Annotated in this window: 13 protein-coding genes; 11 read left to right on the plus strand and 2 right to left on the minus strand. The window is 44.3% G+C overall.

All coding sequences use genetic code 11. The annotated features are described in order from the left end of the window. Positions 1–92 precede the first annotated feature (92 nt). From ARA78_RS12600 to ARA78_RS12645, 10 genes are all read left to right on the plus strand, one after another. Positions 93–467: a hypothetical protein gene (locus tag ARA78_RS12600; RefSeq protein ID WP_055147169.1), complete on the plus strand. Its 375-nt coding sequence runs from the start codon at positions 93–95 to the stop codon at positions 465–467. Positions 468–533: 66 nt separating this feature from the next. Continuing rightward, the gene (locus ARA78_RS12605) at positions 534–893 is read left to right on the plus strand and encodes a hypothetical protein (protein WP_004851321.1); all 360 of its coding nucleotides are present in this window, start codon (positions 534–536) and stop codon (positions 891–893) included. Between the two features lie 175 nt (positions 894–1,068). After that, positions 1,069–1,884: a Cof-type HAD-IIB family hydrolase gene (locus ARA78_RS12610; RefSeq protein ID WP_055147172.1), complete on the plus strand. Its 816-nt coding sequence runs from the start codon at positions 1,069–1,071 to the stop codon at positions 1,882–1,884. Between the two features lie 247 nt (positions 1,885–2,131). Then, complete coding sequence (locus tag ARA78_RS12615) at positions 2,132–2,626, plus strand: Lrp/AsnC family transcriptional regulator (protein WP_015534003.1); 495 nt, start codon at positions 2,132–2,134, stop codon at positions 2,624–2,626. A gap of 248 nt (positions 2,627–2,874) precedes the next feature. Then, positions 2,875–4,236 (plus strand): NADP-specific glutamate dehydrogenase, encoded by a 1,362-nt coding sequence (gene gdhA / locus ARA78_RS12620; protein WP_055147175.1) that lies wholly within the window; start codon positions 2,875–2,877, stop codon positions 4,234–4,236. A 419-nt stretch (positions 4,237–4,655) separates the two neighbouring features. Continuing rightward, positions 4,656–5,342 carry a polyphosphate polymerase domain-containing protein gene (locus ARA78_RS12625; RefSeq protein ID WP_055280641.1) on the plus strand — a complete coding sequence of 229 codons (687 nt, stop codon included), beginning with the start codon at positions 4,656–4,658 and terminating at the stop codon, positions 5,340–5,342. A gap of 93 nt (positions 5,343–5,435) precedes the next feature. Further along, positions 5,436–6,116: a DUF4956 domain-containing protein gene (locus ARA78_RS12630; RefSeq protein WP_055224592.1), complete on the plus strand. Its 681-nt coding sequence runs from the start codon at positions 5,436–5,438 to the stop codon at positions 6,114–6,116. A gap of 42 nt (positions 6,117–6,158) precedes the next feature. Continuing rightward, entirely contained in the window at positions 6,159–8,081 is a 1,923-nt protein-coding gene (locus ARA78_RS12635) for a carbohydrate-binding domain-containing protein (RefSeq protein WP_055280637.1), read from the plus strand. A gap of 144 nt (positions 8,082–8,225) precedes the next feature. Continuing rightward, positions 8,226–8,756 carry a histidine phosphatase family protein gene (locus ARA78_RS12640; protein ID WP_022216900.1) on the plus strand — a complete coding sequence of 177 codons (531 nt, stop codon included), beginning with the start codon at positions 8,226–8,228 and terminating at the stop codon, positions 8,754–8,756. 23 nt (positions 8,757–8,779) lie between these two features. Next, positions 8,780–9,856, plus strand: coding sequence for a putative manganese transporter (locus ARA78_RS12645; protein WP_055280638.1), 1,077 nt, complete (start codon positions 8,780–8,782; stop codon positions 9,854–9,856). A 117-nt stretch (positions 9,857–9,973) separates the two neighbouring features. Here ARA78_RS12645 and ARA78_RS12650 read toward each other — a convergent pair whose 3' ends face one another. Next, positions 9,974–10,222 (minus strand): hypothetical protein, encoded by a 249-nt coding sequence (locus tag ARA78_RS12650; protein ID WP_015533997.1) that lies wholly within the window; start codon positions 10,220–10,222, stop codon positions 9,974–9,976. Positions 10,223–10,336: 114 nt separating this feature from the next. Then, on the minus strand, positions 10,337–11,065 hold the full coding sequence (locus ARA78_RS12655; protein ID WP_055280639.1) for an SDR family NAD(P)-dependent oxidoreductase: 729 nt from the start codon (positions 11,063–11,065) through the stop codon (positions 10,337–10,339). 148 nt (positions 11,066–11,213) lie between these two features. Here ARA78_RS12655 and ARA78_RS12660 point away from each other — a divergent pair, with 148 nt between their 5' ends. After that, positions 11,214–11,804 carry a LytR C-terminal domain-containing protein gene (locus ARA78_RS12660; protein WP_015533996.1) on the plus strand — a complete coding sequence of 197 codons (591 nt, stop codon included), beginning with the start codon at positions 11,214–11,216 and terminating at the stop codon, positions 11,802–11,804. The last annotated feature ends 165 nt before the right edge of the window (positions 11,805–11,969 follow it).

Genomic DNA, 11,969 nt, shown 5'->3' on the forward strand with positions numbered 1-11,969 from the left:
AAAACGAGGCTGATGTGTATAGGGAATACTTTACATCAGCCTTTTTTGATAAAATAACTTAGATGACAGATATTCAAAAGGGAGGAAATAAATTGGGGAATATAAAGAAAATGATATCAGTGATACTGGTAGTGGTATGTGTGTTTGCGTTTACAGCGTGTGGTAAGACTGAGACGCTGGATGGAAAATGGGTGCTTGTAAAAAGTGAGACATCAGATGGCAAGACGTATAAGGTCAAGGGTGAGGACACAAAAGAGATCTATGAAATAAGTGGTGATACTGCAACATTTTACTATTCCGGTAAGGCGATGGGGGATAAGACTATCAATCTGCAGGTGGAACAGACGGGGGATAATCAGTACAACTTTAAGATGACGGATACTCTTAGCTTTTCAACGGGCACGATAGATGGAAAATATCTGAAATGCACCATAGGAGATACGATATTTATATATGAGAAGGATTAGAAGGTTGAACATAGAAATAACAGTAAAGACTTGTAGGAAAAAACGTGACGAACAGGGGGAAACGATATGTACGATGAATTTGCAAAATGGTTAGACCGGATATTGGACGAGAATATGCCGCTGCCGGGGGTGGCGATCAACTTCAATATATATGAAGAGGTGGACTTGCATTGGTCGATCCAGTTGATAAGTTCAACTTATTTTGACGAGGAGGACGAGGACTGGAATTGTTACGAGGAGTTCACGACAGGGGAAGATCTGTACGAATGGCAGCAGGGTGTAGGCTGGGAGAAGATACTTGATATTTCCTGTGAGATGATCAGAAAGTATCTCACAGAAGGAAAATATGCTGAGAAACTTAAGAAGTACGAGGCTGTTGCCGCTGGATTCGTGGACGGCGATGTGGAAATCCTGTACAGAAGATAGAGTGTTATGGAAACTAGTATGTAGTAGAAAATTGAAAATCTAGTGGGTAGTAGGAAATCGAGTGAATTGTGGGAAAACGAAAGCATTATAAGAAATAATGCACGTTGTATGAAAATGTGTGAGTTGTAGAAATATAGTAAGTATTGCAGAAAAATTGTGATAGGTGGGTGACAACATGAAAACTTTATATGTATCAGATCTGGACGGTACGCTTCTTCGCAGCGATGAGACCACATCCGAGTATACAAACAGTGTAATCAATAATCTGACAGATAGAGGAATGATATTCTCTTATGCCACGGCGCGCTCCCTTATCACAGCTAAGAAGGTGACAAGCGGACTGCGGGCAGAAATTCCACTGATCGTATACAATGGGGCGTTTATCGTAGACAATGTTACCGGTGAAGTCCTTGCTGCAAATTACTTTGATGAATCGGTAGGATCAGTGCTTGACGATCTGTTCGGTAATCAGATATTTCCGATAGTGTATGCGCGGATAGATGGCAAGGAGAAATTTTCGTATGTTCCGGAGCTGTGCACAGATGGTATGAAGAAATTCCTGCTCAGCAGGCAGGGGGATGTCAGGACAAATATCGTAAAGTCAGCAGAGAACTTGAAAGTGGGAGATATTTTCTACATAACCTGCATTGACAGTCCGGAAAAATTAAAACCGTTGTACGATAAGTATAAGGATAAATTTCACTGTGTATATCAGAAAGACATTTATACAGATGAACAATGGCTGGAGATCATGCCGTTTGCAGCATCTAAGGCAAATGCAATAAAACAGTTGCAGGAACTTCTGGAATGCGACAGGGTGGTTGCCTTTGGAGATGGCAGGAATGATATAGATATGTTTGAACTTGCTGACGAAAGCTACGCAGTGCAAAATGCTGATGAACAGCTAAAAAGGTATGCCACATCGGTTATATCATCAAATGATGAGGATGGGGTGGCGCACTGGCTTGAGGATAATTATATCGTAAAATGACGAAAACTTATGGGTAAAAATCCAGGTTGGGTATAACGGTAAATATACATAAAAATCAGGTTGTAATTTGCGCAGAGCAGGGTATATAATGACACTACACATTTATAATCTTAAGTAAATATGCTAATATGATTGTGAAACACAAGTTGCACCACGAGATAAGGTGCTTGAATAGGGAAAAGGACAATTGCGGTTATGTAGGATAATATTGTAATTGCCTTAGAAAGTGAGAAGGAGAAGACATCTTATGGAAAAGAAAGAACTGATATACTACAGACTGGATGAGGTGGATGAGAAGATACTTGCCATGCTTCAGGACAATGCACGTGTATCACTTAAGGATATAGGCGCTGAGGTGTCCATGTCACCTACAGCAGTTGGAACAAGAATAGACAGGATGCTTGCCGAGGGCGTGCTTGAGGGATTTACGACCAAGCTCAACCCGGAGGCTATGGGTCATTATATCAAGGCATTTATCAATCTGGAGGTTTCACCTGAGCAGAAGGCTGAGTTCTATCCATATATAGACAGCGTGTTAAATGTTGTGGAGTGCAACTGTGTGACAGGAGATTACTCAATGCTCATTGAGGTACGTTTCAAGACAACAGCAGATCTCGATCATTTTGTTGGTGAACTTCAGAGATTTGGCAAGACAAAGACTCAGATCGTATTCTCCACAAATGTAAAGCACAGATGCAGATACTGGAAGAATGATCTTCACCACGATGAGGAGAAGAAGTAAAAAGTGAAAACTGTGTCGAAAAGACTTTAGACGTTTAACTCAGCGGGAAATACCCCAAAACAAGAAGAATGTTTATAAATAATAAGCTTAATTGATAAAAACAGGGGAAAATTAAGCAAAAACAAAAAAATACTTAGATTTCACAAGTTTTTTCTTTACAATCTTAATTTCCTATACTATAATAGGGAGCGTGGTCAGAAAATAATTAACAGGTCACGATATATAATCAGTTTAGGAGGATTTTTACTATGTCATATGTTGATGAAGTACTCGAGATAGTACAGAAGAAGAATGCAGATCAGCCTGAGTTCTTACAGGCAGTAACAGAGGTTCTTGATTCACTCAGACCTTGCATCGAGGCAAATGAGGAGCTTTACAGAAAGAATGCTATCCTCGAGAGAATCACAGAGCCAGATAGACAGCTCATGTTCAGAGTACCATGGGTAGATGACAACGGACAGGTACAGGTCAACAGAGGTTTCCGTGTACAGTTCAACAATGCCATTGGACCATACAAGGGAGGTCTCAGACTTCACCCATCAGTAAACCTTGGTATCATTAAGTTCCTTGGTTTCGAGCAGGTTTTCAAGAACTCACTTACAACACTTCCAATCGGTGGTGGTAAGGGTGGTTCAGACTTCGACCCTAAGGGTAAGTCAGACAGAGAGATCATGGCATTCTGCCAGAGCTTCATGACAGAGCTTTGTAAGTATATCGGTGCTGATGTCGATGTTCCAGCTGGAGATATCGGAACAGGTGCTAGAGAGATCGGTTTCATGTTCGGTCAGTTCAAGAGAATCCGTGGATCATACGAGGGAGTTCTTACAGGTAAGGGACTTACATATGGTGGATCACTTGCTCGTACAGAGGCTACTGGTTACGGACTGCTTTACCTTACAAACGCACTGTTAAAGGATCATGACATTGATATCGCAGGCAAGACTTGTGCAGTATCAGGTGCTGGTAATGTTGCAATCTACGCAATCCAGAAGGCACATCAGTTAGGTGCTAAGTGTGTTACATGTTCAGATTCTACAGGTTGGATCTACGATCCAGAAGGAATCGATGTTGCACTTCTTAAGGAAGTTAAGGAAGTTAAGAGAGCACGTCTTGATGCTTATGCTGCTGCTAGACCATCAGCTGAGTACCATGTAAAGAAGGATGCAAATGATCACGGCGTATGGTCAATCAAGTGTGACCTTGCTCTTCCATGTGCTACACAGAACGAGCTTAACCTTGACGATGCTAAGATGCTTGTTGCAAACGGCGTTATCTCAGTAACAGAGGGCGCTAACATGCCTACAACTCTTGAGGCTACTAAGTACCTTCAGGAGAATGGTGTTCTCTTCGTTGGTGGTAAGGCTGCAAATGCAGGTGGTGTTGCTACATCAGCTCTTGAGATGAGCCAGAACAGCGAGAGACTTTCATGGACATTCGAGGAAGTTGATGGCAAGCTCAAGGGAATCATGGAGACAATCTACGCTAACATCTCAGATGCAGCAAAGAGATACAACATGACAGTTGGCGGAAACACAGACTATGTTGCAGGTGCTAACATTGCCGGCTTCGAGAAGGTTGTTGACGCTATGCTTGCTCAGGGTGTTTGCTAATCATAAGCATTTGGCGAGAGCCACATCTTCAAATCAACTAGACATAAGATTATAATATAAGACTATAGACGTCCATCTGTGGAGTGATCCGCAGATGGGCGTTTTTGCGTTGCGGCTGTCTTCGGTGACTCCTGTTGGTGTAATCTCTATGTTGTATATCCAATCACGTTTGTCTACCCTCACTTTGACTTTGCTTCCATCGTGCACGCCGCGCCAAGCACGATAAGGGCGCCTAACTCTCTGCGGCGGCACAGAAGCGTCAAAGTTCGGTCGCCGGCACTACCGATTGGATATACAACGTAGAGAATACACACCAACAGGAGTCACCGAAGACAATTTTTTATATTTAAAGTTCGTTTAAGTTTTACAGGCTATTATAGCATCATCAAGAGGAGATAAGACAAGAAAGGATGATGCTTATGGCAGACAACACGTTTAAAAGATATGAACTTAAGTACATGTTAGATAGAGAACAGTACGAGCAGATAATGAGCGAAATGATAAGGTATATGCAACCGGACAGGTTTGCACATAGCCAGATCATTAACATATATTTCGACACTCCTTCCCACAGGCTCATCAGAGACTCCATAGAAAAGCCGGTTTACAAAGAAAAGCTCAGGCTCAGAAGCTATGGAGTCCCGGATGACGATTCAGAGGTTTTTATTGAGCTCAAGAAGAAATACAAATCTGTTGTGTACAAAAGAAGGCTGGAGGTGCCTGAACAGGAGGCCATGGATTATCTGGTGGGCGGCCAGCCGCTGCACAAGGATTGTCAGATCGGCAGAGAGATCGATTATTTCATGCAGGTATACAAAGATCTGGAGCCTGCGGTGGTTCTCTCGTATGAGAGAGATTCCTACAAAGGGATAGATGATCCGGAGCTCAGGATCACGTTTGATTACAATATACTGTGGCAGAATGATGATCTGACACTTCAGAAAGAACCATATGGGCACAAGGTCATACCAGAATATAAGGTGTTGATGGAGATCAAGATGGCAGGTGGGTTCCCGCTGTGGCTGTCACATCTGCTGACAAAGTATGGAGCATACAAGACGTCATTTTCAAAGTATGGAGAGGCGTATAAACAGATGGTAGGCTGACATAAGTGGATCATATACATTTAAAGCCAGAAACTAAAAAAGACGAATTATTTAAATGATAAAGTGGCAAACATAGACAGGAGGAGATAGAAGATGACAGGATTATTTGACAGTATATTTGGAACGGCGACAACGATAACGGTGCAGGAGTTTCTGATCTGCATAGCGGTATCTCTTGTGATAGGCGTATTCCTTGCAGGGGTGTACGCGTTTAGGAGTAAATATACACAGAGCTTTTTGGTGACATTGGCACTTATACCTGCGGTTGTGTGCGTGGTGATCATGATGGTAAATGGCAATGTTGGCGCGGGTGTTGCTGTGGCAGGTGCATTCAGCCTTGTAAGGTTCAGATCGGTTCCAGGTTCGGCAAAGGAGATATGCGCCATATTCCTTGCGATGGGAGCAGGACTTGTGACCGGAATGGGATTTATAGGATATGCAGTATTATTTGCCGCCATACTAGGCGGAGCGATGTTCATTTGCAGCCTTACTGGATTTGGCGGCGGAAGGGATGAAGAGAGAGCCCTGAAGATCACCGTGCCTGAAAATCTCGACTATACAGAGGCATTTGATGAGATACTTGCCGACTGTACAGACAGTTACAGACTGATAAATGTGAAGACGACCAACATGGGAAGCCTGTTCAAGCTTACATATGTGGTGAAGCTTAAGAAGCACACAAATCAGAAGGATATGATAGATAAGCTCAGAGTGAGAAATGGCAACCTTGAGATCATGCTGGCACAGGTGGATTCGGGGGACATGACATTGTAGAAGTCAGTTGATAAGGCAGATACTTAGTAAGGAGATGATCGTATGAGGAAGAATAAATATATGAGACATAGAGCGGAAATCCGCAAATGTCTGGCTATAGGGTTGACAGCGGCCATGTGCATGGCAATGCTTGTCGGATGTTCAACCAGCCAGAGCACAAGCTCGACTTCTGATACTGAGGTGACAAGTGATGTGAGCACAGAGACGGACGCTGATAAAGAAAGCCCAAATGGCAGTGCGGATGCAGAGAATACCAGTGTAAAGACAGAGATGACTGTGGAGGAAATGCAGGCGGCTATAGATGAAGCCATGAGCGATGCGGCTATAGATATAACAGATATGTTCACGAAGTGGGATCTGGCGGGAAACTATGATGAGAGCGATGCTGTAAAGATAACATTATCGGGAAAGACAGCCGCATGTAATAGTTCAAATGTTCAGATCGAGGATGGAGTGGTGACGATCAAAGCGGCCGGTGTATACGTTCTGTCAGGGACATTCACAGACGGCACCATCGTGGTGGATGCGGGCGATGACGATAAGGTTCAACTTGTACTTGACGGAGTATCGATCACGGCTGCGGACTATGCGGCTATATATGCAAAGAACGCTGACAAGGTATTTGTTACGTTGGCGGAAGGGGCAGGGAACAGTCTTACGGTATCCGGAGACTACGTCCAGACGGATGACAATAATGTGGACGCTGTGATATTTGCCAAATGTGATCTCACACTTAATGGCACTGGAAGCCTGACGGTCAAGGATAACACGGGACATGGAATCGTGTCCAAGGATGACCTGGTGGTTACAGGCGGCACTTATACCATATACAGTCAGGATCACTGCCTGAACGGCAAGGATAGCGTGAGAATTGCGGATGGAACATTTAACCTGAGTTGTGATGAGGATGGTATACATGCGGGAAATGACGACCAGCAGGATGGATATGTATATATAGAAGGCGGAGATATCAACATATCGGTTGGCGATGACGCGATCCGTGCGGAGGGACTTCTGATAATAACTGGTGGAGATATAGATGTATCTAAGAGTTGTGAGGGGGTAGAGGGGGATAAGATCCTTGTGACTGGCGGTGATATAGATGTGATATCCAGTGATGACGGCTTCAATGCAGCTGGAGGCAGCTCAGGCTCGGGAGACAACCATGATGGTTTTGGAGGCGGCCCAGGTATGGGCGGAGTGGACATGGATGCCGACAATGATGCATATATTCTTATAACAGGAGGAACGATAAATATAAATGCCAACGGTGATGGAATAGATTCCAATGGCTACATTGGAATTACAGGAGGCAGCGTGTATGTACTTGGTCCTTCTGACAATGGCAATGGCGCGATGGACTACGGAATCTGTGCTGCGATAACAGGCGGCGAGATCGTAGCTGTGGGTGGTTCCGGTATGGCTCAGGGATTTGGAGATGAGTCCACACAGTGCTCGGCTCTTGTTAACTTTGATGAGTGGGTTGACGCCGGCGAAACGATCACACTTACTGATTCAGATGGCAAGGAGGTGCTCAGCTATAAGGTGGATAAGAAATTTAACTCGGTTGTTATCAGCACATCAGACATGAAACAGGGGGATAACTACACTTTGACTGTCGGTGACCAGAGCAGTACATTTACACTGGATGATATTACATACAGCGAGGGCTCAGGCGGAATGCAGAGACCGGGCGGCAATTTAGATAATGGCGGAATGCAGAGACCGGGCGGCAACTCAGATGATGGAAATATGCAGAGACCAGGTGGCAATTCAGATGATGGAAATATGCAGAGACCAGGCGGCAACTCAGATGATGGAAATATGCAGAGACCAGGTGGCAATTCAGATGATGGAAATATGCAGAGACCGGATGGTGATTCAGATAATGGGCAGAATGACAGCGCAAATGGCAGTTCACAGAACAAAGACAATAGTTCGAGCTCAGACAGCATGAGCATATAGAAGATAATTCCAGACGCTTTAATAGCCGAAAACAGTTGATTAATTTGCAAAAATGCTTAATATTATAAAGACATGAGATTTTTGTAGTTAATACACAGTTGGGAGAAAGAGCAGATATTCAATATGACTGGAAGGAGAAAACATATGAAGTTATATGTTGCAAGACACGGAGAGACGGAATGGAACAGACTTAATAAGGTCTGTGGCAGGACAGATTCCCCTCTTACAGATAAAGGACTTCAGCAGGCACAGCTCCTTGCAGAGAGATTGGATAGCTGCTCTATTGACGTGATAATAGCATCGCCGCTCTCCAGGGCACAGGAGACAGCACGAGCGGTGGCGGAGAGAAAGCATTTGCCGGTACTTACGGATGAAAGGCTTATAGAACAGGATTACGGTGTGTATGAGGGTGTCCAGAGGGACGACAGGGATTTCCTGAACAATAAAAGAATGTTCGCATACAGATATCCTGGTGGAGAATCCATGATGGATATTGCCAGGAGAACGTACGATCTTATAATTGAAACCCGCGAGACCTATCCGGATTCGTCGGTACTGTTTGTCTGCCATAACGGAATATGCAGGGTGATATGCAGCTATTTCATGGATATGACCAACGAGGAGTATTTTGGATTCAGTCAGGACAATTGTGGGTACAATATCTACGAGTGCTGATCTGAGAAGGAGTGTTTTATAATATGAAGGAATTGCTTATAGATTCATTTAAGGATGCACTGTTTGATACGGTGAAGCTCATCCCGTTTCTGCTCATCACCTATGTGGTCATGGAGTGGCTTGAGAGAAAAACTGCAGGCCGACAGGCACATGTGCTTGGAAAGGCAGAGAAGCTTGGGCCATTGATTGGCGGAGTGCTGGGAATAGTGCCACAGTGCGGATTTTCACTTATGGCATCCAACCTGTACAGCGGAGGCGTGATAGGGGCGGGCGTGCTCATAGCCGTGTTCATGTCAACCTCGGACGAGATGCTGCCGATCATGCTGTCAAATGACGCGATAAGCGCGGGGACAATAGTGAAGATCCTTGCGACAAAGGCGGTCATAGCCGTAATAACAGGCTATATAGTAGGATTTGTGCTGGACAGACTGAGAAAGCCGGTCCAGGTAAAGAAGATAGATCCAGTCCACAGACATGGCGGACATGATGAACACGAACACCATGGCGGACATGTGCACAGTGACACTGCAAAAGCGGCAGAAAGCTCCGTACATACACAGAATATAGTGTATAAGGATGCTGCTGAGAAGAAAGGAAAGGGACATGTGCATGACTATGTCCATGAGCACAGTCACGACCACGGACATTTGGGAGAGAAGAATATCCATGAGGTGTGCGAACAGGAACACTGCGACTGCGAGGGTGGAATATTCAGATCTGCTCTGGTGCACACTGCAAAGATTGCGATATTTATATTTATATTCTCACTTGTGATAAATGTGATCATAGAGGCTGTAGGAGAGGAATCCATAGCCCGCATATTCAATGATGTGCCTGTGCTTGGAGAGGCGGCAGCAGCGTTGGTGGGTCTTATTCCTAACTGTGCGGCATCAGTCATAATAACCGAGCTGTATCTTCAGGGAATACTCAGCGCGGGTGCTATGATGTCAGGACTTCTGGTGAGTGCAGGAGTAGGCCTTGTGGTGCTCTTTAGGATGAACAGGCATAGACCTGTGGAGAATATAAGGATAGCAGTGGTGCTGTATGCTGCAGGACTTGCGTGGGGACTCATAATAAATGCTCTTGGAATCACATTTTAGCAGAGTGTAGAGAAAATAAATGTAAGCGATGCGCAGTGACTGCATTGCAATAAAGTAAAAAAGGGCTGCGAAAAAACTCAATCGAGTTTTTTCACAGCCCCTTGTGTGTGTGTGTTGTTACTTTGTGCGTTTCTTACCGCAGACAGGACAGATATCCTGATCCGTAGGCTGTCCGCATCCCCAGCAGATCCAAGTGTCCCCTTCACTGGATGGTTGCTCCGCCAGCTTTTGTGTCGGCTTCATCTTGAAGTTTTTGGAAACAATCTCCACATTGCCGTCCTCGTCAAGAGTAGTCTTGATATCTGCGGCGGCGGGAGTTGTGTCCGATGAAATATTTTTCTTCTTTTTCCCAAATCCAAATCCCATTTTATAACCCCGATTCTATAACATATATAAAATATTCTAATGCAATATATACAATTAAGCAATAGAAATTTGGACGAAATTGCCTATACTGTTGTAAAATTTGATGAAAAGCACCTATTGCCATGCGCCATCAAATGTGATCACCTGACCATTCAGGTATTCTCCACACTCGGCAATGTGCACAATGAAATCTGCCGCTTCAGAAGGTTTGGCCATTCTTCCTGCAGGTATTTCATCCTCCAGCATCTGGCGTTCCTCCGGTGACAGATGACCGTTCATGGAGGTGTCAATTGCGCCAAATGCTATGGCGTTGACGGTTATACCGCTTGGAGCAAGCTCCTTTCCAAGAGCCTTTGAGAAGGAATTTACAGCACCCTTGGAGGCTGAATATGCTACCTCACACGACGCACCGACATTTCCCCACACGGATGAGATATTGATTATGTGTCCTTTGTGGTGCTGGATCATGTGAGGAACCACGAGTCGGCAGCTATTGAAAACCGAGTACACATTTGACTTCATGGTTCTGTCAAAATCCTGTGCGGTCATATCGTTTATAAGCCCCACATAAGATATGCCGGCATTGTTGATGAGGAGATCGATGTCGCTGCCGAGATGATCTATGGTATTTTGTATAAACTTCTCCATAAATTCCATATCCCCGGCGTCTCCGGTCTCACAGTAACAGATGCAGCCTTTTGCCATAAGTTCGTCTCTCAGAGAGAGAAGCTCTTCTTTGTGTTTGAATGAAGTGATAGATATGCTGTTATATTTGCCTGAAAGCGCCAGTGCTGTCGCCCTTCCGATGCCTGTCGAGGCGCCAATTATTATCGCTGTTTTCAAATCTGTACCTCCGCTATTTGTGAACAAAAATTTAATTCTAGTATATCATGCGAATTAAATGTTGAAAATAAAAAAGCACTTTGGTATACTCTAGTTGTTTTTGTTAACAAATGAGAATATACATTTATATTGAGATGGAGGCTATATAATGGGTAAGAAAGTAATGAAATTATTCTTAGATACAATGCTCAGAGCAGCGGTTATCATACTTGCAGTGGCTATAGTTGTCATGCTCGTACTGCTTGCACGAACCGTCAGCAAGAGCAAGAAATCAGACGCATCGGACACGGGCAATAAGACAAGCATTGTGACTGAGGAGTCAGATCCGTCAGATCCTACATTTGGAGGTTCAGGCGATGCTGCAGACAGCTCAGACACATCAGCGGATGACAGCTCACAGGACGCTTCAACAGAGGATGCAAATGCAGGAAATGGCAAGGATGCAAAAGTAGTAGTGCTCAACGCATCAGGCGTGTCAGGTGTGGCAGCTACATGGCAGACAACACTCACAGCGGATGGATACACATCAGTAGATATAGGAACATATGACAACGGAGATCAGTCAACAACAGTTATCTACACATCAGATTCATATGATGTGAGCGGACTTGTAAGCCTTCTGGGTGGAGCGGCAACGGCTGACAGATCAGATATTGACTCATCTGTTGCTTCAGATGTCGACATTTCAGGTGCAGACATTGTCGTAGTAATAGGTGTGGACAATGCAGCCAACAACTAGATATAGAAGAATATGTAGAAAATATATAGAAAATATATAGAAAACTCTGCTGATATCTGAATAGAAAACGCCGATATCTGATATGTACCCAGAATCCTGGACACATATTTATGAACTAGGCTGAACACATGGATGCTATCCTGTATTGTACAGGTGGCATCCATT

Source organism: Coprococcus eutactus, assembly GCF_001404675.1.
In the GTDB taxonomy this organism is placed as follows: Bacteria; Bacillota; Clostridia; order Lachnospirales; family Lachnospiraceae; genus Coprococcus; species Coprococcus aceti.

Coding starts and splice junctions, on each gene's coding strand:
- ARA78_RS12645 (WP_055280638.1), top strand. CDS start 8,780: ATGAAGGAATTGCTTATAGATTCATTTAAGGATGCACTGTTTGATACG.
- gdhA (WP_055147175.1), top strand. CDS start 2,875: ATGTCATATGTTGATGAAGTACTCGAGATAGTACAGAAGAAGAATGCA.
- ARA78_RS12630 (WP_055224592.1), top strand. CDS start 5,436: ATGACAGGATTATTTGACAGTATATTTGGAACGGCGACAACGATAACG.
- ARA78_RS12660 (WP_015533996.1), top strand. CDS start 11,214: ATGGGTAAGAAAGTAATGAAATTATTCTTAGATACAATGCTCAGAGCA.
- ARA78_RS12635 (WP_055280637.1), top strand. CDS start 6,159: ATGAGGAAGAATAAATATATGAGACATAGAGCGGAAATCCGCAAATGT.
- ARA78_RS12610 (WP_055147172.1), top strand. CDS start 1,069: ATGAAAACTTTATATGTATCAGATCTGGACGGTACGCTTCTTCGCAGC.
- ARA78_RS12625 (WP_055280641.1), top strand. CDS start 4,656: ATGGCAGACAACACGTTTAAAAGATATGAACTTAAGTACATGTTAGAT.
- ARA78_RS12640 (WP_022216900.1), top strand. CDS start 8,226: ATGAAGTTATATGTTGCAAGACACGGAGAGACGGAATGGAACAGACTT.
- ARA78_RS12650 (WP_015533997.1), bottom strand. CDS start 10,222: ATGGGATTTGGATTTGGGAAAAAGAAGAAAAATATTTCATCGGACACA.
- ARA78_RS12615 (WP_015534003.1), top strand. CDS start 2,132: ATGGAAAAGAAAGAACTGATATACTACAGACTGGATGAGGTGGATGAG.
- ARA78_RS12605 (WP_004851321.1), top strand. CDS start 534: ATGTACGATGAATTTGCAAAATGGTTAGACCGGATATTGGACGAGAAT.